General features: G+C 42.9%; 17 protein-coding genes, 2 tRNA genes and 3 rRNA genes. 13 read left to right on the top strand and 9 right to left on the bottom strand.

Annotated elements, in window-relative coordinates; genetic code table 11:
• Positions 1-171: 171 nt before the first annotated feature.
• The 5 genes from F994_RS09540 to rrf all read left to right on the top strand — a co-directional run bounded on the left by F994_RS09540 (position 172) and on the right by rrf (position 5,548).
• Positions 172-1,709 (top strand): 16S ribosomal RNA (locus F994_RS09540).
• Positions 1,710-1,770: 61 nt separating this feature from the next.
• Positions 1,771-1,847, top strand: a tRNA-Ile gene (locus F994_RS09535).
• A 71-nt stretch (positions 1,848-1,918) separates the two neighbouring features.
• Positions 1,919-1,994, top strand: a tRNA-Ala gene (locus F994_RS09530).
• A 361-nt stretch (positions 1,995-2,355) separates the two neighbouring features.
• Positions 2,356-5,253, top strand: a 23S ribosomal RNA gene (locus F994_RS09525).
• A gap of 180 nt (positions 5,254-5,433) precedes the next feature.
• Positions 5,434-5,548 (top strand): 5S ribosomal RNA (gene rrf / locus F994_RS09520).
• The 16S, 23S and 5S rRNA genes sit together here with 2 tRNA genes alongside, the layout of an rRNA operon.
• A 129-nt stretch (positions 5,549-5,677) precedes the next feature.
• Here rrf and F994_RS09515 read toward each other — a convergent pair.
• From F994_RS09515 to F994_RS09505, 3 genes are read right to left on the bottom strand one after another with little or no spacing between them, the layout of a single operon-like run.
• On the bottom strand, positions 5,678-6,094 hold the full coding sequence (locus tag F994_RS09515; protein WP_004650113.1) for a roadblock/LC7 domain-containing protein: 417 nt from the start codon (positions 6,092-6,094) through the stop codon (positions 5,678-5,680).
• A 15-nt stretch (positions 6,095-6,109) separates the two neighbouring features.
• Positions 6,110-6,646 carry a GTP-binding protein gene (locus F994_RS09510; RefSeq protein WP_004650111.1) on the bottom strand — a complete coding sequence of 179 codons (537 nt, stop codon included), beginning with the start codon at positions 6,644-6,646 and terminating at the stop codon, positions 6,110-6,112.
• 14 nt (positions 6,647-6,660) lie between these two features.
• Positions 6,661-6,912, bottom strand: a complete 252-nt coding sequence (locus F994_RS09505) for a hypothetical protein (protein ID WP_004650110.1) — start codon at positions 6,910-6,912, stop codon at positions 6,661-6,663.
• A 289-nt stretch (positions 6,913-7,201) separates the two neighbouring features.
• Here F994_RS09505 and F994_RS09500 point away from each other — a divergent pair, with 289 nt between their 5' ends.
• A complete protein-coding gene (locus F994_RS09500) occupies positions 7,202-9,622 on the top strand; it encodes a YgiQ family radical SAM protein (protein WP_004650109.1) in 2,421 nt (806 codons plus the stop codon).
• A 352-nt stretch (positions 9,623-9,974) separates the two neighbouring features.
• Entirely contained in the window at positions 9,975-10,520 is a 546-nt protein-coding gene (locus F994_RS09495) for a DUF2726 domain-containing protein (RefSeq protein WP_004650108.1), read from the top strand.
• Positions 10,521-10,570: 50 nt separating this feature from the next.
• Here F994_RS09495 and F994_RS09490 read toward each other — a convergent pair whose 3' ends face one another.
• The 5 genes from F994_RS09490 to mdtD all read right to left on the bottom strand — a co-directional run bounded on the left by F994_RS09490 (position 10,571) and on the right by mdtD (position 15,170).
• Complete coding sequence (locus tag F994_RS09490; RefSeq protein WP_004650107.1) at positions 10,571-10,930, bottom strand: RidA family protein; 360 nt, start codon at positions 10,928-10,930, stop codon at positions 10,571-10,573.
• Positions 10,931-10,957: 27 nt separating this feature from the next.
• Positions 10,958-11,092, bottom strand: coding sequence for a hypothetical protein (locus tag F994_RS17955; protein WP_265586616.1), 135 nt, complete (start codon positions 11,090-11,092; stop codon positions 10,958-10,960).
• Positions 11,093-11,675: 583 nt separating this feature from the next.
• Positions 11,676-12,740, bottom strand: coding sequence for a DNA polymerase IV (dinB, locus tag F994_RS09485; RefSeq protein ID WP_004650106.1), 1,065 nt, complete (start codon positions 12,738-12,740; stop codon positions 11,676-11,678).
• Positions 12,741-12,928: 188 nt separating this feature from the next.
• On the bottom strand, positions 12,929-13,702 hold the full coding sequence (locus F994_RS09480) for a glycoside hydrolase family 25 protein (protein ID WP_004650105.1): 774 nt from the start codon (positions 13,700-13,702) through the stop codon (positions 12,929-12,931).
• A gap of 76 nt (positions 13,703-13,778) precedes the next feature.
• Complete coding sequence (gene mdtD / locus F994_RS09475) at positions 13,779-15,170, bottom strand: multidrug transporter subunit MdtD (RefSeq protein ID WP_004650104.1); 1,392 nt, start codon at positions 15,168-15,170, stop codon at positions 13,779-13,781.
• 179 nt (positions 15,171-15,349) lie between these two features.
• Between mdtD and F994_RS09470 the strand changes: the two genes are divergently transcribed.
• On the top strand, positions 15,350-17,188 hold the full coding sequence (locus F994_RS09470; RefSeq protein ID WP_004650103.1) for a choice-of-anchor I family protein: 1,839 nt from the start codon (positions 15,350-15,352) through the stop codon (positions 17,186-17,188).
• A gap of 164 nt (positions 17,189-17,352) precedes the next feature.
• Positions 17,353-18,318 (top strand): hypothetical protein, encoded by a 966-nt coding sequence (locus F994_RS09465; RefSeq protein WP_004650102.1) that lies wholly within the window; start codon positions 17,353-17,355, stop codon positions 18,316-18,318.
• 464 nt (positions 18,319-18,782) lie between these two features.
• Here the strand turns inward: F994_RS09465 and F994_RS09460 are convergent, their stop codons facing one another.
• Positions 18,783-19,403 (bottom strand): LOG family protein, encoded by a 621-nt coding sequence (locus F994_RS09460; protein WP_034696997.1) that lies wholly within the window; start codon positions 19,401-19,403, stop codon positions 18,783-18,785.
• 339 nt (positions 19,404-19,742) lie between these two features.
• Between F994_RS09460 and F994_RS09455 the strand changes: the two genes are divergently transcribed.
• The 4 genes from F994_RS09455 (at position 19,743) to niaP (ending at position 24,032) form a co-directional block, all read left to right on the top strand.
• Positions 19,743-21,323, top strand: coding sequence for a TerC family protein (locus F994_RS09455; RefSeq protein WP_004650100.1), 1,581 nt, complete (start codon positions 19,743-19,745; stop codon positions 21,321-21,323).
• Positions 21,324-21,403: 80 nt separating this feature from the next.
• Entirely contained in the window at positions 21,404-21,871 is a 468-nt protein-coding gene (locus tag F994_RS09450; RefSeq protein WP_034696974.1) for a YchJ family protein, read from the top strand.
• 60 nt (positions 21,872-21,931) lie between these two features.
• A complete protein-coding gene (locus tag F994_RS09445) occupies positions 21,932-22,576 on the top strand; it encodes a trimeric intracellular cation channel family protein (RefSeq protein ID WP_004650097.1) in 645 nt (214 codons plus the stop codon).
• Between the two features lie 136 nt (positions 22,577-22,712).
• Positions 22,713-24,032 (top strand): niacin transporter NiaP, encoded by a 1,320-nt coding sequence (gene niaP / locus F994_RS09440; protein WP_004650096.1) that lies wholly within the window; start codon positions 22,713-22,715, stop codon positions 24,030-24,032.
• The last annotated feature ends 85 nt before the right edge of the window (positions 24,033-24,117 follow it).

Below are 24,117 nucleotides of genomic sequence, written 5' to 3'. Positions count from 1 at the left end.
AAGAAGATCATTAAGAGATTATGAAGAACAACTTGTGTGGATTTTTACTGGTTGATTGATCGAAATTATTTTCATTGATTGATGGTAGAAATTACTCGAAGTTTATTTGAGAAATATTTGTCAGAAAATTGATGAGCCAAGATTGGTAGCCTTTAAGCTACTACTGATTTTAAACTGAAGAGTTTGATCATGGCTCAGATTGAACGCTGGCGGCAGGCTTAACACATGCAAGTCGAGCGGAGATGAGGTGCTTGCACCTTATCTTAGCGGCGGACGGGTGAGTAATGCTTAGGAATCTGCCTATTAGTGGGGGACAACATTTCGAAAGGAATGCTAATACCGCATACGCCCTACGGGGGAAAGCAGGGGATCTTCGGACCTTGCGCTAATAGATGAGCCTAAGTCGGATTAGCTAGTTGGTGGGGTAAAGGCCTACCAAGGCGACGATCTGTAGCGGGTCTGAGAGGATGATCCGCCACACTGGGACTGAGACACGGCCCAGACTCCTACGGGAGGCAGCAGTGGGGAATATTGGACAATGGGGGGAACCCTGATCCAGCCATGCCGCGTGTGTGAAGAAGGCCTTTTGGTTGTAAAGCACTTTAAGCGAGGAGGAGGAGCTCTAGACTAATACTCTAGATGCTTGGACGTTACTCGCAGAATAAGCACCGGCTAACTCTGTGCCAGCAGCCGCGGTAATACAGAGGGTGCAAGCGTTAATCGGATTTACTGGGCGTAAAGCGTGCGTAGGTGGTCTTTTAAGTCGGATGTGAAATCCCTGAGCTTAACTTAGGAATTGCATTCGATACTGGGAGACTAGAGTATGGGAGAGGATGGTAGAATTCCAGGTGTAGCGGTGAAATGCGTAGAGATCTGGAGGAATACCGATGGCGAAGGCAGCCATCTGGCCTAATACTGACACTGAGGTACGAAAGCATGGGGAGCAAACAGGATTAGATACCCTGGTAGTCCATGCCGTAAACGATGTCTACTAGCCGTTGGGGCCTTTGAGGCTTTAGTGGCGCAGCTAACGCGATAAGTAGACCGCCTGGGGAGTACGGTCGCAAGACTAAAACTCAAATGAATTGACGGGGGCCCGCACAAGCGGTGGAGCATGTGGTTTAATTCGATGCAACGCGAAGAACCTTACCTGGTCTTGACATAGTAAGAACTTTCCAGAGATGGATTGGTGCCTTCGGGAGCTTACATACAGGTGCTGCATGGCTGTCGTCAGCTCGTGTCGTGAGATGTTGGGTTAAGTCCCGCAACGAGCGCAACCCTTTTCCTTATTTGCCAGCGGGTTAAGCCGGGAACTTTAAGGATACTGCCAGTGACAAACTGGAGGAAGGCGGGGACGACGTCAAGTCATCATGGCCCTTACGACCAGGGCTACACACGTGCTACAATGGTCGGTACAAAGGGTTGCTACCTAGCGATAGGATGCTAATCTCAAAAAGCCGATCGTAGTCCGGATTGGAGTCTGCAACTCGACTCCATGAAGTCGGAATCGCTAGTAATCGCGGATCAGAATGCCGCGGTGAATACGTTCCCGGGCCTTGTACACACCGCCCGTCACACCATGGGAGTTTGTTGCACCAGAAGTAGGTAGTCTAACCGTAAGGAGGACGCTTACCACGGTGTGGCCGATGACTGGGGTGAAGTCGTAACAAGGTAGCCGTAGGGGAACCTGCGGCTGGATCACCTCCTTAACGAAAGATTGACGATCGGTAAGAATCCACAACAAGTTGTTCTTCATGAAGATGTATCTGAGGGTCTGTAGCTCAGTTGGTTAGAGCACACGCTTGATAAGCGTGGGGTCACAAGTTCAAATCTTGTCAGACCCACCAATCTAACGAACGAAGATGAAGAAATTCATTGAGAGACAGAGAAGAAGATATATCGAATCTAATGATAAGCTGGGGACTTAGCTTAGTTGGTAGAGCGCCTGCTTTGCACGCAGGAGGTCAACGGTTCGACTCCGTTAGTCTCCACCATATATAAAGCTAGGTGATTACAGAATTTAGTGAATATAAAAACTTAATTAAGTTTTTAGTTTATTAAATTCTGTGATTTATCACAGTTACCTACGATCTGACGAAGACGTAGTTAATCATTAACAGATTATAAATTTGAGTTGAAATAAATTGTTTAAACTCAGAACTGAATTGACATTAATTTGTATCACGCAAGTGTTACGAAGAAATGAAAATAAAGAACTGAGCACTAGCGATTAACTGAATCAAGCGTTTTGGAAAACGAACTAGATTGAAGCTGTACTGTGGTTAAATCCACAAAACTCGAAGCAAGGTCATCAACATTAACTTGTAGTGTTGAAACGACTGTTTGGGGTTGTATAGTCAAGTAATTAAGTGCATGTGGTGGATGCCTTGGCAGTCAGAGGCGATGAAAGACGTAATAGCCTGCGAAAAGCTCCGGGGAGGCGGCAAATATCCTGTGATCCGGAGATTTCTGAATGGGGAAACCCACTTACCATAAGGTAGGTATCGCATGATGAATACATAGTCATGCGAAGCGAACGAGGGGAAGTGAAACATCTCAGTACCCTTAGGAAAAGAAATCAATTGAGATTCCCTTAGTAGCGGCGAGCGAACGGGGAAAAGCCCATTAAGTTATCTAAGTTCTAGTGGAATGCTCTGGGAAGTGCAACCATAGTGGGTGATAGTCCTGTACACGAAAGGGCTTAGATAATGATGTCGAGTAGGGCGAGGCACGTGAAACCTTGTCTGAATATGGGGGGACCATCCTCCAAGGCTAAATACTCCTGACTGACCGATAGTGAACCAGTACCGTGAGGGAAAGGCGAAAAGAACCCCTGTGAGGGGAGTGAAATAGATCCTGAAACCGCATGCATACAAGCAGTGGGAGCCGGCATTGCGTCCGGTGACTGCGTACCTTTTGTATAATGGGTCAGCGACTTATATTCAGTAGCGAGGTTAACCGAATAGGGGAGCCGTAGAGAAATCGAGTCTTAATAGGGCGAATTAGTTGCTGGGTATAGACCCGAAACCAGGTGATCTATCCATGAGCAGGTTGAAGGTTGGGTAACACTAACTGGAGGACCGAACCCACTGTCGTTGAAAAGCCAGGGGATGACTTGTGGATAGGGGTGAAAGGCTAATCAAACTTGGTGATAGCTGGTTCTCCCCGAAAGCTATTTAGGTAGCGCCTCGGACGAATACCATTGGGGGTAGAGCACTGTTTCGGCTAGGGGGTCATCCCGACTTACCAAACCGATGCAAACTCCGAATACCAATGAGTACTATCCGGGAGACAGACTGCGGGTGCTAACGTCCGTAGTCAAGAGGAAAACAATCCAGACCGCCAGCTAAGGCCCCAAAATTATAGTTAAGTGGGAAACGATGTGGGAAGGCATAGACAGCTAGGAGGTTGGCTTAGAAGCAGCCACCCTTTAAAGAAAGCGTAATAGCTCACTAGTCGAGTCGGCCTGCGCGGAAGATGTAACGGGGCTAAAACTATATGCCGAAGCTGCGGATTTGCAATTTATTGCAAGTGGTAGGGGAGCGTTCTGTAAGCCGATGAAGGTGGATTGAGAAGTCTGCTGGAGGTATCAGAAGTGCGAATGCTGACGTGAGTAACGACAATGCGAGTGAAAAACTCGCACGCTGAAAGACCAAGGGTTCCAGTCCAACGTTAATCGGGGCTGGGTGAGTCGACCCCTAAGGCGAGGCCGAGAGGCGTAGTCGATGGGAAATTGGTTAATATTCCAATACTTCTGTGTAATGCGATGAGAGGACGGAGAAGGTTAAGTCAGCCTGGCGTTGGTTGTCCAGGTGAAAGGTTGTAGGCATGTATCTTAGGCAAATCCGGGGTACTCTATGCTGAGAACTGATAGCAAGCTGTACTTGTACAGTGAAGTGGCTGATACCATGCTTCCAGGAAAAGTCTCTAAGCTTCAGTTACACAGGAATCGTACCCGAAACCGACACAGGTGGTCAGGTCGAGTAGACCAAAGCGCTTGAGAGAACTCTGCTGAAGGAACTAGGCAAAATGGTACCGTAACTTCGGGAGAAGGTACGCTGCCGACGGTGATGGGATTTACTCCCTGAGCGGTTGGCAGCCACAGAAACCAGGCCCCTGCAACTGTTTATTAAAAACATAGCACTCTGCAAACACGAAAGTGGACGTATAGGGTGTGATGCCTGCCCGGTGCTGGAAGGTTAATTGATGGGGTTAGCGTAAGCGAAGCTCTTGATCGAAGCCCCAGTAAACGGCGGCCGTAACTATAACGGTCCTAAGGTAGCGAAATTCCTTGTCGGGTAAGTTCCGACCTGCACGAATGGCATAATGATGGGGGCGCTGTCTCCAGCAGAGACTCAGTGAAATCGAATTCGCCGTGAAGATGCGGTGTACCCGCGGCTAGACGGAAAGACCCCGTGAACCTTTACTGCAGCTTGACATTGAACTTTGATCTTACTTGTGTAGGATAGGTGGGAGGCTTTGAAACTCGGACGCTAGTTCGAGTGGAGCCAATCTTGAAATACCACCCTGGTAATATTGAGGTTCTAACTCTGCTCCATTATCTGGAGCGAGGACCATGTCTGGTGGGTAGTTTGACTGGGGCGGTCTCCTCCTAAAGAGTAACGGAGGAGTACGAAGGTGCGCTCAGCGTGGTCGGAAATCACGCGTAGAGTATAAAGGCAAAAGCGCGCTTAACTGCGAGACCCACAAGTCGAGCAGGTACGAAAGTAGGTCTTAGTGATCCGGTGGTTCTGTATGGAAGGGCCATCGCTCAACGGATAAAAGGTACTCTGGGGATAACAGGCTGATACCGCCCAAGAGTTCATATCGACGGCGGTGTTTGGCACCTCGATGTCGGCTCATCTCATCCTGGGGCTGAAGCAGGTCCCAAGGGTATGGCTGTTCGCCATTTAAAGAGGTACGCGAGCTGGGTTTAGAACGTCGTGAGACAGTTCGGTCCCTATCTACCGTGGGCGTTGGAAATTTGAGAGGATCTGCTCCTAGTACGAGAGGACCAGAGTGGACGAACCTCTGGTGTACCGGTTGTGACGCCAGTCGCATCGCCGGGTAGCTATGTTCGGAAGGGATAACCGCTGAAAGCATCTAAGCGGGAAGCCTACCTCAAGATAAGATTTCCCAAGGACTTTATGTCCTCTAAAGAGCCGTTGAAGACTACGACGTTGATAGGTTGGATGTGGAAGTGCAGTGATGCATGAAGCTGACCAATACTAATTGCTCGTGAGGCTTGACTATACAACACCCAAACAGTTGTATTGCTCATCTAATTCGATACAAAATACTTGATTTAGTTTAAAAGCTAGTTACAATACCAACTCAAATTTAGCATAATCTGTTAATAACTCATTTGGTACAAAGTAAGGCATACGAAATAAACAGCGTAAATAAGACCCGAAAAAGTCCATAAACAGTTGTGCTGGCGACAATAGCAAGAGTGAACCACCTGATCCCTTCCCGAACTCAGAAGTGAAACCTCTTCGCGCTGATGGTAGTGTGGGGTTACCCATGTGAGAGTAAGTCATCGCCAGCTCATTATTACTAAAAACACCCCAACCAATCGTTGGGGTGTTTTTTTATGCGTGCGAAATTTAAAAAAATTAAAAATAGACCATGAATTCAAAATAAATGAAACTAAATAGAGCCTTTATACACGCTACGATTAAGATGTGTAGTGCGCATCCGCTTGTACAATATTTCCAGAACATCTTTTAAGCGAAAAAAGCAGCTGGCCAAGTAAAACCTCCTGAGAGGTTAAGGCAACAATCAGCATCGGGTAGTTCTTATTGGGCACAGCACTGAGGAAAGCTTTACCATTTTCAGCCTCTAAGGTAATACTTTGACAGCCATGCAGATTAATTTCACTCAAGAAAGCTTGCACCATAGCGAGAATTGAGCTGCTGACAGCCGCTAATTTCCCTGTATTTGTCACATTTTTTTTATAAGCAGAAGTGAGTTCAAAACCATCTGATGAACAAATCATGACATATTCAACGCCAGAGACATTGGTCAAAATTTCTTTAATTTGTTGTTGTGCTGTGTGAATCAGTGAGTCGGGTGCGGAGCGTTGTTGGAGCATAGAATAAGTCTGAAGTTAATGTGTGATTTGGATTTCGGCATTTGCAATGAGGGCTTCAAGTAGTAAAAGTACATCATCCTTTACACGAGCATCAATAAAGAAAAGCGGATAGGTGGTAGATTGTTGTGCAGCCCAATTTCGATAGATCGCGGTGGTATTTTCTGTCTTTGCATCAATATGAGTGATACCAATCACAATATTGTTACTCATCTGCTTAAAGCTTTCTAAGTATTCATTGAGTTGTTGAATTGGATTATGGACACTATGATCAATCAGAATAATCGTACCCAATGCTCCTTTACAGATCACTGACCAAATGAAATTAAAACGTTCTTGTCCCGGTGTGCCATAAAGTCCTACTTTAAGGTCATCTTCTAAGGTAATTTCACCATAATCGATACCGACTGTGGTTAAGGCTTTATGGTGAGCCTTTGTATCAGTGTTTAAGGCTTCTGTGCTCAGAACGTTAATATCTGATATTGCCTGAATTGCAGCACTTTTACCGGCACCCATTGTTCCTGCAAACACGATTTTATAGTGTTGTAAAATCATTAAATCAACTGTCCTTAAATGCTGAGTTTTTTGCGTAATCTGCTGAAAAAGTTCCGTACATTTGATAGATTTTCTAAGTTTTTACTGTCGATATTTTGATTTAAATATTGCTGTGTTTTACGTGCCGAAATTTCTTCAATCAAATTTAAAATACTTGAAACAAAAAGATAGCGCTGAATAAAATCAGGGTTAATCTCTAGCTGTTGTTGGATATACTCAATGGAATTGCCTTGCTGAAAATAAGTAGAAAGCTTATAAATATCCATACGTTCAATATTGGCAGTAAGGCAGTGGCCAGTGTTTTAGCCAATAATAATCATGATAAATGGATTTTTCACTATTGAAGCTTGTTTATGAGTACTGTGTTGATGTTGGGGGTATTTTTATCTTGCAGTGGCATCATCGATGATCTTTCTATTTACTAGAAAATTAAAAATTTAAACCACTGTTTATGTATGTTTTTTAATCAAGAAGATGAGTGGAATTCATGGTAAAATGATCGGCTTTCATCTTAGATCTCTCCCGATCGCCATCTGCCAATCGAGATAAATAACCATGTCTACTGCTTATACTGCTCAAACAGCGCCTACTGCGTTGTTTGATTACGACAAATATTGGGCGTCGTGTTTTGAACCCGCACCATTTTTGCCGATGTCACGCGAGGAAATGGATCAACTCGGTTGGGATAGTTGTGACTTTATTTTGGTTTGTGGCGATGCTTATATCGACCATCCATCCTTTTGTTCGGGCATTATTGGTCGTACTTTAGAAGCACAAGGTTTCCGTGTCGGCATTATTGCGCAACCGGATTGGACCAATGCTGAGGCATTCCGTGTTTTGGGTAAGCCAAATATCGCTTGGGGTGTGACCGCAGGTAATATGGATTCGATGATCAACCGTTATACGGCTGACCGTAAAATCCGTTCTGATGATGCTTATTCACCTGATAATCAACCGAATAAACGTCCAGACCGCGCAGCAACGGTGTATTGCCAACGTGTGCGTGAAGCTTATCCAGATGTGCCTGTTTTGTTGGGTGGGATTGAAGCTTCTTTACGTCGTATTGCACATTATGACTATTGGTCAGACAAAGTCCGTCGTTCAGTATTGATGGACTCAAAAGCAGATTTATTGATGTACGGTAACGGTGAGCGTTCAATTACTGAAGTCATGCATCGTTTAGCACGCGGTGAAAAGATCCACGAAATTACCGATGTTCGTGGTACGGCATTTATCGTGAATAAATTAAACCGTCCATCTAAAGCCAAATTTGTGGAAATCGCATCGAATGATGTGGATGCCATTGGTCGTGTTGATCCCATCATCAATCCTTATGTGATGACTGAGGATTTAGATGGCTGTGAAATTGAAAAAGATAAGGGTAATTCTTTAACCCAGTACCAAAATTTCCAAAAAGAAATTGTAACGAATCAAATTGTTCGTGAAGGGGATCAACTTGATCCTGATACGCAAATTGTGCAACTGCAACCTTCATCAAGAGCGATTAAACATAAATTACCGCCACGTGAGTTGGCTGTGATTCGTTTACCTGCCTTTGAAGAAGTGTCGGAAGATCCAGTGCTGTATGCACATGCCAATCGTATTTTGCATTTGGAAACCAATCCGGGCAATGCGCGTGCCATGGTACAAAAACATGGTGAACGTGATGTTTGGCTCAATGCACCACCAATTCCGTTAACCACAGAAGAAATGGATTACGTGTTTGACTTGCCGTATGCGCGTCTGCCACATCCAGCCTATGCTGAAGCACGTTTTCCTGCATTCGACATGATTAAGTTCTCTGTCAATATCATGCGTGGTTGTTTCGGTGGTTGTACCTTCTGTTCCATTACCGAACATGAAGGGCGTATTATTCAGAACCGTTCTGAAGAATCGATTCTGCGCGAAGTAGAAAAAATTCGTGATACCGCACCGGGTTTTACCGGCATCATTTCAGACTTGGGTGGCCCAACGGCAAACATGTATCGTTTGCAGTGTAAAGATCCTGAAATTGAAAAGAACTGTCGTAAACCATCCTGTGTATTCCCGGGCGTATGTCAGAACTTACATACCGATCATGCACCGTTAACCCAGTTATATCGTAAAGCACGTGCTTTAAAAGGTATTAAAAAGATTCTGATTGGTTCTGGTCTGCGTTATGACTTAGCCGTGTTAAACCCTGAATATGTTAAAGAATTGGTTCAGCATCATGTCGGTGGTTATTTAAAAATTGCGCCTGAACATACCGAAAAAGGTCCATTGTCGAAGATGATGAAACCGGGTATTGGCACTTATGATCGCTTTAAACAGATGTTTGATCGTTTCAGTAAAGAAGCCGGAAAAGAGCAGTATCTCATTCCGTACTTTATTGCAGCGCATCCCGGTACAACCGAATATGACATGATGAATCTGGCGATTTGGTTGAAGAAGAATGGTTTCCGTGCGGATCAAGTCCAGACTTTCTATCCATCACCAATGGCAACAGCAACCACCATGTATCACACCGGTAAAAACCCGCTGGCCAAAGTGGCACGTTATACCGAAAATGTCGATATTGTGAAAGGTGATAAACGTCGTCGTATTCATAAAGCATTCTTACGTTACCATGATCCAAATAACTGGCCATTACTTCGTGAAGCGCTGAAGGAAATGGGGCGTGCTGATTTAATTGGTAACTCGAAGCAACATTTGATTCCGACCTATCAACCTGTAGGAACAACGGAAGGTCAGTATCAATCTGCACGTAAAAAGAACTCAACGATTGCCGGTGATTCGCAAAAACGTACGGGTGAAAATGCTGCTCGAAACAACCAAGCCAGTAATGCATCGCGTCCGTCAAATACCAAAAAACGTCCAGAACGAGGACAGATTTTGACCCAGCATACAGGTTTGCCGCCACGTGAAACGGGGGATGCAAAAAAACCATTTTCTGGCACCAAGCCAAAGGGTAAGTCGAAGCCGAAATCGAAAGCTTAATTTTGATTAGTGAAGGAAGAAGGATGCTTAGGCATCCTTTTTTAGCAAATAAGGAAAATAAAGGATCAAAAACAGTTCGTCGGAAAGTGTAGGACAATAGCCAATAGTCTTATTGAAACAGCGTTGGAGCTTGATATACACTCCTTTTAGCATCTATGAAGATTGAATAAGATGCCAATGCTGAATATAAAATAAGTGCAATTTTTTGTTTGTTTTTATAATGATTTTGTCATGATTAAATGCAGTTTGTTTACTTGACATATTTAATAAAAAGAGTGGTTGTATACTAAATTTCATAACAAACAATCGGTGTGACACCGACAAGATTATAAAAAATTAAAGGACTAAGAGCATGATGATGTATATTTTTATCGGGAGTTTAATCCTACTGTGTGTACTGTTTATGGCGTGGAGAAGTCTGGAAAATAGTACCAGACAGCAAGATAGCGCTTTAAAACAAAGGGCTATTTTTAATATTAATCAACAAATTACATATACTCGTCTTAAAGAAATACTGCCACAGAGCACGATTTTGGCGCATGTGTCATTTGATGCGTTATTGACGACTAAATACTCTCGTACACGGCATAAATATCGCAATATGGTGGCAGATTTTGTCGTACTGGATCAAAGTCATCAAGTAACGGCCATTATTGCACTGGATGATCCCATGGTATTGAAGCGTCGACAGAATGCACAATATCAAGATGCACTTTTAGCCATGGCGGGCTATCGTGTGATTCGCTATGAAGATGTGCCTGAGTATTATCAGTTGAGACAAGATTTCCTGATTGAAAAATTTGCTTATAATCAGTTAGATACTTCATTAGAAGGTCATACAAAAAAGTATAGTTTTTATCCAGTATTGGGGCGAAAGAAAATCCGAATTTTAGGTTAACGAGAATAAGCATGAATAAAGAGACTTATCATGCTTATTTTTTTATCGATTTAATTTGAAATACGTACAGCGGTAACTGTCATTTCCACTAAAACTTCAGCAGCATACAGTTTAGATTCAACGCAGGTTCGAGCAGGGGCATGGCCTTCAGCGACCCAAGCGTCCCATATTTCATTCATTGCTGCATAGTCTTGTTCAATATCTTTTAAGAAAATGATTACAGATAAAATATGGGTTTTATCTGAACCTGCATCTGCCAATAAGCGGTCGATATTATCCAGCGTTTCTTGCGTTTGTGCCTTGATATCCAGTGAAGTGTCATTGGCCAATTGACCGGCTAAATGTACCAAATTTCCTGAAATCGCCACTTCGCAATAACGCTTTTCTATATGTAGACGTTGAACGCTCATAAAATTTTAATCCTGTGTTTTTCGGCATCATGGCCATTGCACCGCTGTATCAGTATTGAGTCGCAAACGGTGAAGTGAAAATGGGTTAATGAACACCCGATCATGTGCAATCTTGGTCAGTAAAACAGCACCAATAAGATCATCATCACATGTGTTGTGCATCCAATGCCATCAAGCAGGGAAAGCACCCATTAAGCCACCGATGATACACATTTTTTGCTGATCAAAGCGATCTGCAATCCATGCAAAAAGAGCAATATTGCAACAACTGATTGCACCCAGCATTCAGGTGATATTGCGGGAGAAGTGTTTGTTCAAACTTTGGTTATGGGTTGGATCATTCAGTCGCAAATGAGTTATTCAATAGAAGGTCAGTCATTCGATTGGATATAAAATATTGATATAAAAGCTTTCAGATATGAGGCGATGATAGGCGTGATGGAAAGTACCAGCGATTGACAACAGCAGCAACAAAATTAATGGCTATGGTTTTATGCCACGGTGTTGTTGGCAATTTAAAAGCGCTATTTAGCGAAGGCAGGCAAGAAAGGTTCCATGACAGAGTTGCCCTGTAATATTCGGATTTGATCGTCACGCCAATCACAGGACAGTATGCTAAAAGTAAAGGTGATTTTTAGCATCTCAGCGGCTACATGGATAAATGCATCGCGCCGATAGAGTACCGTAAAAAGAAGTGTTGTGTGTAATCAATTGGTCTAATTTCATTCTTTTGATTAAAAAGCATTCAAAATATTGACCAAAGTGAAAGCTGAGGTTGATCTTGCTGTTCAGAAAGTTGGTAGACCCCAACGCCAATTAAGCGAAATTGCGCATGTTTAGAAATCCGCATTTCAATCAGCAGTTGTTGTAACACATCTTCTAATTGCTGTTTGTTTTGTAAGGGCTGTTTAAAACTTTTACTGTGTTGTAAAACTTGGAAATTTTTCAGTTTCAGTTTGGCTGAAACGCCACGTGCAGAAAGCTTTTTTTTCTCTAAGCTGGCCCAAACTTGATCAATCAGTTTAGGCCAATAGTTATAGCATTCGGTCAAAATAAGATCGTCATCAAAAGTGGTTTCTTTTGAAATTTGTCTGCGTTCACGTTCAGTCTGTACTGGGCGTTCATCAATGCCTTGCGCATATAAATACAGTTGTTGCCCATATTTGCCAAAATGTTGAATCAGGATGGCTTCATCCAGTTGTTGTAAATCACCCAAGGTTTCTAGTTGCAGCGCCTTTAATTTTTCTTGCGTGACTTTACCAACGCCGGGGATTTTTTTCAGCGCTAAATGTTGAATGAAATTTTGCACTTGTGAGGGTTTAATTACACAGATGCCATTTGGTTTATGCCAATCCGATGCAATTTTGGCTAAGAATTTATTCGGTGCTACGCCAGCAGATGCGGTTAAACCCGTCACTTGAAAAATATCGTGCCGAATTTGCATGGCAACTTCTGTGGCACTGGGAATATTTTTTAAATTTTCAGTCACATCTAAATAAGCTTCATCTAAAGATAAGGGTTCGATGATGTGAGTGTAGCGCTGAAAAATTTGATGAATTTGAGTTGATACGGCACGATATTTTTCAAAATTGGGTTCAATCACTAGCACTTGTGGACACAGTTTCTTGGCCTGTGACATGGACATGGCAGAACGTAAACCGAACTTGCGTGCAGGGTAGGATGCCGCTGCAATCACCGCTCTTGGATGGTGTGAGGAAATCACCACAGGAAGGTCTTTTAATTCAGAACGGTCTTTAAGTTCGACAGATGCATAAAAGGCATCCATATCGATGTGAATGATTTTTCTCATGCAGTTGCACATTCTGCTTTAAATACAAGGTTAAGTTGAGTATCTCATTTTCATGCTTTGCATTGTAGCGCTTGAGTCAGAGGATACGACATAGCTTGACTGAGTAAAACTGCGATTGTGTTTTGCTCTTTAGCAGTCTGAATGAAAAGATTGAATCTTTTTTAGGCCTGATCTGGTTATTTTATAGGTCAATTTTCAATAGTTGTTTGCGTATCAATGTTATTTTTTTCTAAAAAATGAATCCAGTCGGACTGATCGCCATGAAAGACATTTAAATCGACCACTTTAGCAATGCCTTTAATACTTCCTTGATTGGTATGTTGCCAAAATAACCATGGTGGGTTGCCTTTTAAATTGGGTTTGCCTTGGTATTCGCGTACCCAGAGCGGTGTTTGAGAAAATTGTCCCGCTAAAATAATGTTATAAAATGACTTGGAAATATAGAAAATCGGCTGTTTGCCATAGTGTTGATACAGTCGATCATGCATGAGCTGAATTTCTTCTAGCAGCTGTTCTTTGGTATAGGTATTGATGCAGTTCGTGTCATATTCCAGATCAATCACCGGCGGCAGTGCATCGGGTTTATTGGGCACGGTGGCAATAAAGTTCTGTGCTTGAATTTCACCATCACGGCATAAACGATAAAAATGATATGCCCCAACCAAAAAACCCTGTTCACGGGCTTGCAGCCAGTTTTCTTGAAATTTCCGATCTTTAAAATCACCGCCTTCGGTGGCTTTTAAATAGATAAATTGAAACTCTTTGGGCGATATTTTTTTCCACTGGATATCGCCCTGATGATGTGAAACATCAAAGCCTTTGACCGGATATTCCTGTGCTGAGGCAGGATTATGATGCAGGACAAAAACATAGACCACGATTGCAATACAAATCAGTCCCAAGCCAACGCAAGAGGCGTAAAGCTTTTGTAGGCTGCTTTTGGCGAATCGTTTTTTAGGCATAACCGTATGTGCAATAATGAACCCTGAATATGATACGCGATCTGACGCTTCAGAGTACGTTGTTTCTGAAATCTGTTTAAACGGCTGTATCGCGTGGAATACGCCAGAAAATATAAGCGGTAATAATGTTAATACAGCCTAAACAAATCAGGGTGTGATGAAATGCAAGGCTGATCTGTGCGCTGCCGTAATATGCGGTAAAAATGTTGACCAGCGTACCGGCCAAAGCCACACCGATACTCATCGACAGCATCATAATCATGGATAAAAAACTGTTGCCACTGCTGGCATCGGCTTGAGCTAAATCTTTCAGCGTTAAGGTATTCATGGAGACAAATTGCATTGAATTTAACATGCCAAAAATAAAGAAATGTAACGTGCGCAGCCACAGTGGTGTATCTGCCGTGGTTAAAGCCAGACTGGCAATACAAGCACCGACTAAAACCGTGTTGACCAACAGCACACGTCGATAGCCAAAGCGTTGAATAATGGGGCGAATCATTGGTTTTGATGCCAATGATCCGAGTACCGCAGGAATCATCATTAATCCCGTAATCAAGGGACTAAAACCAAATGCCACTTGCAACATCAGTGGTAATAGAAAAGGCAGAGCATTGCCGCCCAACCGTGCAAAAAAATTGCCTAAAATACCAATCGCATAAATTTTATTTTCAAATAATTTACTCCGAAATAAGGCATGTTCATGGCTGTGAGCGTGGTAGGCATAGATGGCTGCTGCAATTAATCCTCCCACGACCAGTACAATGCTGAACCAAGCGGAGCTATGTTCACTGGAAAAACTTTCAATACCTAAGGACATGCCAATCATGGCAATGACCAACAACAGGAAACCGCTAAAATCAAATTTTTGTACCGTGGGTTCGGTGACATTGGGCATGGCTTTAAACGTGACCAGCACACCCAACAGCCCCATCGGGATATTGATCAGGAAAATCCAATGCCATGTGGCAACTTCAACCAACCAGCCGCCTAAAGTGGGGCCAATCAGTGGGCCGACTAAACCTGCCAGACTCATAAGGCTCATGGCAGATAAAAATTGGCTACGCGGAATAACTTTCAGCATCGCCAAGCGACCGACAGGCAGCAATAAAGCACCACCAATGCCTTGAGCGACACGAAAAAATAACAGTTGCTCTAAACTTTGTGAAAATGCGCAGCCCAAAGAGGCCAAGGTAAAAATAATAATGGATGAAAAATAAGTATTACGCACACCAAAACGGTCTGCGAGCCAGCCACTTAAGGGAATACAGGCAGCGACAGAAAGGACATAGGCCACCACGACACTGTGCATGCGTAAGGGATCTTCGCCTAAGCTAACGGCCATAGCAGGAATAGCCGTGTTGACAATGGTGGTATCCAGCGCCTGCATAAAAAAGCCAATCGACACTAAAAAGACCAACAGTCTAAATTCAGGTTGTAAGGCTTGATGCGATGGCGTGGCGTTCATATTTTGAAGAAGCTGAGGTTTTTTAAATAGTTTAAATGAATCTAGTAAGGTTGTTGTAGTAAATCGTTGTCTTCATTTTGCCATAACAATGCAATCAAACAGCAATCTAATCGTCATGGTGCTGACACGCGTTGCTTATAACTTGGTCGAAATTTTAAGAAAAATGATGAATGAGCATGATGAAGACACAATTTTCGGCACTGATGATTGCTTTACTTTCGTTGGGAATGGTGGCGTGTAATGATGATCAGAAAAATGAAGCGACTGTGACACCACCCGTCGTTGAGGAGAAAACCCCGAATAGCATTGAACTGGTGCGTATTGGCGGTTATGAAACTGGTATTTTCGGTGCTAGCGCGGCAGAAATTCCGGCTTTTGATGCTGCGAGAAAACGTCTATTTGTGGTGAATGCCAAAAAGGGCATGGTCGATGTGCTGGATATGACACAGCCTGAAAAACCTGTGCATATTGGGGAATTATCTGCGCGTGCATATTTGGCCGAATCAGAAGTAAATAGCGTTGCAGTGCATCAGGGCATTGTCGCTTTAGCTGTTCAAGCCAAGAATAAAACGGACAACGGCATCGTCGCTTTCTTTAATGCCAAAGATTTAACTTTTATTAGTCAGGTTGAGGTTGGGGCATTGCCGGATATGTTGGTATTTACACCAGACAGCAACAAGGTTTTGGTGGCCAATGAAGGTGAACCGAGTGCTGGGTACGCGGTTGATCCTGAAGGTTCGATTAGCATTATTGATGTGCGTAATATCCAACGCCCTGAAGTGAAAACAGCAGGGTTTAGCGCATGGAATTCGCAAAAGCAAAGCTTGGTGGATGCTGGTGTCCGTATTTTTGGACCTGATGCGCAGCAATATGCCAATATAACAAGGCAAGGTATTGCAACAACAACGGTTGCTCAAGATCTGGAACCTGAATACATCACCATCAGTGCCGATGGCAAAACAGCATGGGCAACGTTGCAAGAAAACAATGCCATTGCCAAAATTGATTTAATTAAAGATGAAGTCGTGGATATTTTCCCGATTGGCTATAAAGACCACGGTTTAGCTGAAAATGCCTTTGATGCCAGCGATAAAGATTTAGGCGTTAATATTCAAGCTTGGTCGGGCGTTTTCGGCATGTATATGCCCGATGCGATTGCGCAATATCAGGTCGATGGTCAAACTTATTTGGTGACCGCCAATGAGGGTGATGCACGCGAATGGCTGGTTAATGCGGATCAGTATTTTAAAGGGGATGATTTAAATGCCGGCTATGCCGAAGAAATTCGTGTAAAGCACTTATTTAACAGCAAAGGTTTTAGAAATAATGGCGATTATGCAGCACATTTACGTCAGATTGCGCCAAATGTAAAAGGTGCAAAATTAGATTCCAGCATTTTTTGTCAGAATACACCTCAGGTCGAAACGTGTTTGTCCGAGTTAATCGTTGATACTCAATTGGGTCGTTTAACCATAAGCTGGACACAAGGTTATAAAAAAGATGCGCTGACGGGTTTACCACTGCTTGATCAGAATGGGCTGATGACCTACGACAAACTGTATGCTTATGGCGGTCGTTCATTCAGTATTATTGATCCCGTTTCGAAAAAAATAGTCTGGGACTCAGGCAAAGAATTTGAAGCAAAAGTTGCAGAAATAATGCCGCAATATTTCAATAGCAATCATGAAGAAGCCAAGTTTGATGACCGTAGTGACAACAAAGGGCCTGAACCTGAAGGTGTTGCATTGGGCAAAATTGGCAATAAAACCTTTGCCTTTATTGGGCTTGAACGTCAAAGCGGCATCATGGTCTATGATATTAGTCAGCCGAAAAAAGGACAGTTTGTTCAATATTTTAATGACCGGAAAATGACTGAGGCGCCGAATAAACAAGGGGATTTAGGACCTGAAGGTTTAATTTTTATTGCAGCGAAAGATTCTCCTAATGGACAGCCACTTTTGGTGGTGGGCAATGAAGTGAGTGGTTCAACTGCAATTTATCAAGTGAAGTTAAACTAATCCATCGTGAGAAAAAAAGAGCACAAGGTTGCTCTTTTTTTGTGCCGTGTAACAAAACCTTGTCACTGTAAGGTGATTAAACTGAGACAAAACTGTCATAATCTTGCGCAGCTCATCCGTCGTACTGGGTGAGTTCTTCATGGGTGAAAAAAGGTTTTGTTGTTATGACAATCGAAATTTTGATGATTGTTGGTTTTTGTTTAGCTGCCTATTCAATTGTCGGAAATGATGTACCACAAACCTTAGGTACTTTTATTTCATCGAATGCTCATCGTCCGTGGTGGTTACTTTGGCTCTATACCAGCAGTATTTTAAGCGTAGTTTTATTCTACGGTTGGTGGGTGTCTGGAGTAGGGGACGCATCGTATGGCCGTCTGGAAACCATTGCTTTTCCTGAATCGGGGATTACTTGGCTGTATATCGTTCCGCCGATATTGCTGATTCTGTTGACCAAGTATGGGATTCCCGTCAGCACCACATTTTTAGTTTTGACCATTTTCTCGCCAAGCAGTTTGGGAGCCATGCTGACCAAGTCGATGATGGGATATGCCGTTGCATTTGTGGTGGCCATTATTATCTATCGTTTTGTGATTAAAGGCATTTCGGTTTATTTTAGTAAAACACGTGATCACAAACCATCTCATCTTTGGATTGGCTTACAGTGGATATCCACGGCTTTTCTATGGAGCCAATGGCTGATTCAAGATCTGGCCAATATTTTTGTTTATGTGCCACGTCAAGTCCCGCTCGCATTTTTGATTTTTGCAATTTTGGTTTTTGTCATTTTATTGGGAATGATTTTTTACCAACGTGGCGGAGCGATTCAAAGAATTATCGACACCAAAACGGGTGTAGCCGACATTCGTTCAGCCACCATTATCGATTTTATTTACGCGCTCATTTTATTGGTGTTTAAAGAGTGGAGTAATATTCCTATGAGTACCACGTGGGTATTCTTGGGCTTACTGGCAGGTCGTGAATTTGCCCTGTCCATGCATCTGGCTGAAGTAAATAAGTACCGAACTTCGCGTAATGTCAGTAAGGATGCGATGAAGCTGATGGTGGGCTTAATCATGAGTATTGTTTTAGCGACCACTTTACCGTGGTTTTATAACGTTATCTCAGGTTAGTTGTATATTGATGCCTCAAAAAAGCGAGTCATAAGCTTAATGCTGAGCAGTTAAGGATGTTTACAATTAACTCCTTAGCCTTTTAGTTATTCATGACAGAGTCTTATCATTTTAAATTAAATACTTGGAGCTCATCTGTTACTTTGGATAAGCCCAAATGAGAAACTCAAAATATATTTTGAGTTCGCAAGAAAGGCATCTTGCAGCGCAGTGCGCCTCACCGCAAAACTCGTCAAATCCCTTTTATTGATCAATTAATCGCAGAAACTTTATTTTTTCACAGTAAGTTTGCCTCGAACAGTTGTGGATGACGTTTCCGCGTATCGAATAAAATTATGAATTTAAAATAAAAAATGCCAGTCAATTTCTTAATTGACTGGCATTAGAGGCACGAGCTCGCTTTTATATCGTTATATATGAAGATAGATTGAACTTTTATGAATATTATTCAATCTATCTTAAATTTAAATAGCAAAGTGTTTTGGAGCACTCAGATTTCTAATTGCATTCACAATTTGGTCTGCATGATTACAAATAATCAATTTCGCCCGATGCTGCGGCGGTAAAAATCCTTCCTCAACAGCATGATCAAGCTGTGCAATTAAGGCATCATAAAAGCCATTCACGTTGTATAGCATCATGGGTTTTTGGTGTTGATTTAACTGTCCCCAAGTGGCTACTTCTAAAATTTCTTCAAAAGTACCTAAGCCACCCGGAAGTGCCACAAATGCGCTGGCACGCTCTGCCATCATGGCCTTACGTTCATGCATATTTTTGACGATGTGCAATTCAGTCAGTTGATGATGTGCAATTTCATAATCAAGCATAAATTCAGGAATTACCCCGACGGTTTGACCGCCATGTTGTATGACGGCATTGGCAACTTGCCCCATCAGGCCAATACTTGCGCCACCATAGACCAGTCCAAAGCCCTGATCTGCAAGACCTTGAGCTAGAGCAATCGCTTTTTCTGTATAAATGGGTTTATTACCGGAACGGGAGCCGCAATAGAGTGCAATTAAGGGTTGAGTTGTTTTAGGAGTCGGATTTTTATGTTTTGGAGTCATTTTTAATACACTTTTCATCATTATGGTTTTTACCATAGCATTTTATTTTTTCATGCTCTAGCTTACGCAGAAAATATGACAAAGCATGGACTGAAATAAACTCACTTTGCAAAAAATTGTGAACAGCTACTCAAAGAAAAGTGCGACAGATTGAAAAAAGGATGAATTTCTACGTCATCTTGCCTATACTAAAAATCTGTTTTCCAACAAATGAATCAACATGGGTAGTGGTTGTCGTCGCTCCGAACACATCAATTCGTACGAAAAAATTATACCGAATATTGTTCAGGAAATATTCACCGATTTTAATCGCAACATTCTAAAATCAGTCCTTAATGCTATGCAGGAGTGCATCCAATGATCTTTGAATGGATGTCAGATCCATCAGCATGGATTGGTCTTGCAACGTTAGTGGTTTTAGAAATTGTTCTCGGTATTGATAATCTGGTCTTTATCGCAATTTTGGCGGAAAAACTTCCACCAGAACAGCGCAATACGGGGCGTATTGTCGGGCTAATTTTAGCTTTGGTGATGCGATTAATTTTACTCGCTTCAATTGCGTGGGTGGTGACCTTAACTCAACCGCTGTTCCATATTTTTGATCATGCGTTCTCTGGTCGTGACCTGATTCTACTGTTTGGTGGTGTGTTCCTGTTGTTTAAAGGCACCATGGAACTGCATGAACGGATTGAAGGCACACAACCGCAAAAAGAAGAAAACCCTGTACATGCGGCTTTTTGGATGGTGATTGTCCAAATTGTGGTGCTGGATGCAGTGTTCTCGCTGGATAGTGTGATTACCGCCGTGGGGATGGTGAAAGATCTTTCAGTGATGATGATTGCGGTGATTATCGCCGTTGGCATTATGCTGTGGGCATCGAAACCGTTGATGAACTTCGTCAATAAGCATCCAACCGTGGTGATTTTATGTCTCGGTTTCCTGATGATGATTGGTTTCTCACTGATTGTTGAAGGTTTTGGTTTCCACATTCCAAAAGGCTATTTATATGCCGCAATTGGTTTCTCCGTGGTGGTGGAGTTTGTCAATCAAACCATGCGCCGCAATCAGGAAAAACTGGTCACAACAACAGACTTACGTTATCGCACGGCTTCTGCGGTGATGCGTATGCTTGGCGGTAAGACCGATGCACAAAATAATGAACCTGAAGATGTACTTGCCACACGTGCCTTTGCCGATGAAGTGTTTAATGAAGAAAATGGTGCTTATCATAGTGTGATGGTGCAAGGGGTGCTTGGACTGTCTGAACGACCGGTGAAATCGGTGATGACACCACGTCCAGAACTGGAATGGCTTGATTTAGATGAAGACGAAGCTTCGATTAAAGAACAATTGTTGAGCATGACTCATTCACGCTTAATTATTGCACGCGGTGAGTTGGATAATATTTCAGGGGTCGTGTTGACGCATAAAATCATGAATGAATACATCGAAACAGGTGTACTCAATTTTGAACGTCACTTACGTGAACCCGTTATTGTGCATGAAAATGCGCAAGTGTTGATGGTGATGGAACAACTGCGTCAAGCACCACTACAAATGGCCATTGTATTAAATGAATATGGTTCGATTGAAGGGATTGCGACCCCGATTGATGTACTGGAAGCCATTGCGGGTGAATTTCCCGATGAAGATGAACTGGAAACGGCTGCGGAAAGTTTAGAAGATGGCACGTTAATTCTGGAAGGCTCTACCGATATTCGCCATGTCTCCTTACTTTTAGGCTGTGATTTGGTCGATGAGTCTGAACAATATTCAACATTATCGGGCTATATTTTATTTCACTTAGGTCGTTTACCTGAAAGTGGGGCAAAATTAGCTGCAGATGGTTATATCTTTGAAGTGGTCACAATGGACGGTCATAAAATTGATAAAGTCCATATCATGCCGCAAATCAAAGCCAATGCTGAAGATGCATGAAATGACCGATAGGATCGCTTAAGCTTAGGATAATTGATTAAAATAGCTCGCATGGTCGAGCTATTTTTATGGAAAATTTTATGTCAGAACATAATTGTCCCTGTGGGCAAGGAAATTATGCAGAGTGTTGCCAAGTACTCCATTTGGGGCAAGCCAAAGCACAAACAGCAGCGCAGTTAATGCGTTCGCGTTATAGTGCATTTGCCAAGCATGAGATTGATTACATTGTTAAAACTACAGCCATAGGGCAGCAACAATTTTTGGATCAAGTGGCGATTGCTGATTGGAGTCAATCCAATCAATGGCTCAAGCTAGAGGTCATTCAAGCCAAAGAAAAAATAGATAAAAACCATGCACAGGTTGAGTTTAAAGCCTATTACCATGATGGCAAACAGGCACAGGTGCATCATGAAGTCTCTCATTTTGTACAACAGGATGGGGCTTGGTATTTCCTTGACCCGACCACGGAGATGCAAATCACTATGAAGCAAGCCTGCATTTGTGGTTCAGGCAAAAAATTTAAACAATGTTGTGCGCAATATCTGTAACTTTAGTTTGAATTTGCCTTAGAATAGCGCGCATCGATTACCCTCAGTGGAAGATGGGCAATGTTACTATTAGTCATTTATATTGTTGCGATTACGGCCGAAGCCATGACAGGGGCACTGTCGGCAGGTCGACGTAGTATGGATTGGTTTGGTGTAACGCTGATTGCCTGTGTCACCGCACTAGGTGGTGGTTCGGTTCGAGACGTACTGCTTGGACACTACCCACTGACTTGGGTCAAACATCCTGAATATTTGGTCTTAACCTGTGCTGCTGCCTTTGTCACGATTTTAATTGCCAAATGGATGCGCCATTTACGCTCGATCTTCTTGATTTTAGATGCGATGGGGTTGATTGGCTTTACCGTAATTGGGTGCCAAATTGCGCTGCAAATGGGCCATGGTTTTGTGGTTTCAGCGGTCGCAGGCGTGTTGACCGGGGTATCGGGTGGTATCTTGCGAGATATCTTGTGTAACGATGTACCCTTGGTGTTCCGCCGTGAACTGTATGCCAGTATTTCCTTTGTCTCTGTGATTTGCTATTGGGTCTGTCAAGAGATCGGCTTCTCGTTAGAAGTTACTGTCATTTCCACCCTAATTTTCGGTTTTTCTTTACGTTGTATCGCCATCTATTTCGGTTTAGAAATGCCGAAATTTATTTATAAAGATGATGATGAGCAATCTGCATCCTCTAAAGATGCGTCATAAAGATTTGCATAAAAATGACAGATGACTGATGAAATAAAGCAGTCATCTGCTTGAAATGAGCGTATAAAAATAACTACAACTATAAATCCTGTTGGGAAAGCAGTATGTATTCTTTCACCAAATCAGAGAGCTTATTATGGATTTAGTCTCACGTGTACAACGCTTACCGATCGGTAAATTTCACTATACCTTACTCTGGGTCATCGGACTGGGCTGGATGTTCGATGCAATGGACACGGGGCTCATTTCTTTTATTTTGACCACCATGGCTGAAGAATGGCACATGACAGCGACGGAGAAAGGCTGGGTGGTGTCGATTGGTTTTGTCGGGATGGCAATTGGGGCTGTTTTATCTGGTGGCTTAGCTGACCGAATTGGCCGGCGTACCGTGTTTGCCCTCACTTTAGTCACCTATAGTATTGCCACTGCTTTATGTGCTTTTGCACCGAATTTAACCTGGTTGTTGGTCTTTCGTTTTATTGTTGGTTTGGGCTTGGGCGGACAACTTCCCGTTGCGGTGACTTTGGTCAGTGAATATATTCCTGCTCAAGTACGTGGACGCTTTATTGTGTTATTGGAAAGTTTTTGGGGCTTGGGCTGGTTGGTTGCTGCATTGGTGTCCTATTTTGTGATTCCAAGTTATGGCTGGCATATCGCCTTTTTAATTGGCGGCTTACCCGCTATTTATGTGTTTATGATTCTAAAAAAAGTGCCAGAGTCAGTGCCATATTTGATTAACCGTGGACGTATTGAAGAAGCACACGCACTGGTACAGCAGCTTGAACGCCAGTGCGGTGTTGAAGTAATTGATTATATTGAAGTGCAGCCTGTAGCCACCAAACAAAATATCTCCTTTGCTCAGCTTTGGTCAGGTGCATTTGCCCGCCGTACCTTAATGCTCTGGTTGATTTGGTTTGGTATTGTTTATTCCTATTATGGCATTTTTACTTGGTTACCTAGTTTGTTGGTGAAACAGGGCTATAGCATTGTGCAGTCTTTTGAATATGTCCTGATCATGATTTTGGCCCAGCTTCCGGGTTATGTCGCAGCCGCATGGTTGGTGGAAAAATTGGGGCGCAAAGCAACCTTGGCAGGTTTTATTGGCATGTGTGCCGTCTCTGCTTATTTCTTTGGTCAAGCCAATAGCGTAAACATGATTATGTTCTGGGGCTGTTTGATGTCGTTCTTTAATTTGGGTGCATGGGGCGTACTGTATACCTATACCCCAGAACAATATCCGACCAATATTCGCGCCTTTGGTTCGGGTTGGGCTTCTGCAATTGGTCGCATGGGTGGGATTGTTGCACCGATGGTAGTCACTCATATGATGATCATGGAGAATGGTTTTAGTCAGGTCTTTATGATGTTTACTGCGGTATTATTCGGGGTGGCTTTGGTGATTTTAATTTTAGGCGAAGAAACCAAAGGCAAGACCTTAGAATCGATTGGATTATAAGGTTTGCTGAAAATGGATGATTTTTGCTTGATCATGCTTTATAAAATGAATAGTTTTACGCCATAAGACACAATTTGTCGCGGAG

Origin of the sequence: Acinetobacter bohemicus ANC 3994, assembly GCF_000367925.1 — a bacterium.
Taxonomy (GTDB): domain Bacteria; phylum Pseudomonadota; class Gammaproteobacteria; order Pseudomonadales; family Moraxellaceae; genus Acinetobacter; species Acinetobacter bohemicus.
The sequence above is the reverse complement of the archived record's forward strand: the minus strand, read 5'-3'. Positions and strand labels throughout refer to the sequence as shown.

Bases quoted from the DNA above. Each gene is read 5' to 3' on its own strand.
- F994_RS09450 (WP_034696974.1), top strand. From the start codon at position 21,404: ATGTCAGAACATAATTGTCCCTGTGGGCAAGGAAATTATGCAGAGTGT.
- F994_RS09510 (WP_004650111.1), bottom strand. From the start codon at position 6,646: ATGATTTTACAACACTATAAAATCGTGTTTGCAGGAACAATGGGTGCC.
- F994_RS09495 (WP_004650108.1), top strand. From the start codon at position 9,975: ATGATGATGTATATTTTTATCGGGAGTTTAATCCTACTGTGTGTACTG.
- F994_RS09445 (WP_004650097.1), top strand. From the start codon at position 21,932: ATGTTACTATTAGTCATTTATATTGTTGCGATTACGGCCGAAGCCATG.
- F994_RS09500 (WP_004650109.1), top strand. From the start codon at position 7,202: ATGTCTACTGCTTATACTGCTCAAACAGCGCCTACTGCGTTGTTTGAT.
- F994_RS09505 (WP_004650110.1), bottom strand. From the start codon at position 6,912: ATGGATATTTATAAGCTTTCTACTTATTTTCAGCAAGGCAATTCCATT.
- mdtD (WP_004650104.1), bottom strand. From the start codon at position 15,170: ATGAACGCCACGCCATCGCATCAAGCCTTACAACCTGAATTTAGACTG.
- niaP (WP_004650096.1), top strand. From the start codon at position 22,713: ATGGATTTAGTCTCACGTGTACAACGCTTACCGATCGGTAAATTTCAC.
- dinB (WP_004650106.1), bottom strand. From the start codon at position 12,740: ATGAGAAAAATCATTCACATCGATATGGATGCCTTTTATGCATCTGTC.
- F994_RS09470 (WP_004650103.1), top strand. From the start codon at position 15,350: ATGAAGACACAATTTTCGGCACTGATGATTGCTTTACTTTCGTTGGGA.
- F994_RS09490 (WP_004650107.1), bottom strand. From the start codon at position 10,930: ATGAGCGTTCAACGTCTACATATAGAAAAGCGTTATTGCGAAGTGGCG.
- F994_RS09460 (WP_034696997.1), bottom strand. From the start codon at position 19,403: ATGAAAAGTGTATTAAAAATGACTCCAAAACATAAAAATCCGACTCCT.
- F994_RS09465 (WP_004650102.1), top strand. From the start codon at position 17,353: ATGACAATCGAAATTTTGATGATTGTTGGTTTTTGTTTAGCTGCCTAT.
- F994_RS09455 (WP_004650100.1), top strand. From the start codon at position 19,743: ATGATCTTTGAATGGATGTCAGATCCATCAGCATGGATTGGTCTTGCA.
- F994_RS09515 (WP_004650113.1), bottom strand. From the start codon at position 6,094: ATGCTCCAACAACGCTCCGCACCCGACTCACTGATTCACACAGCACAA.
- F994_RS17955 (WP_265586616.1), bottom strand. From the start codon at position 11,092: ATGCACAACACATGTGATGATGATCTTATTGGTGCTGTTTTACTGACC.
- F994_RS09480 (WP_004650105.1), bottom strand. From the start codon at position 13,702: ATGCCTAAAAAACGATTCGCCAAAAGCAGCCTACAAAAGCTTTACGCC.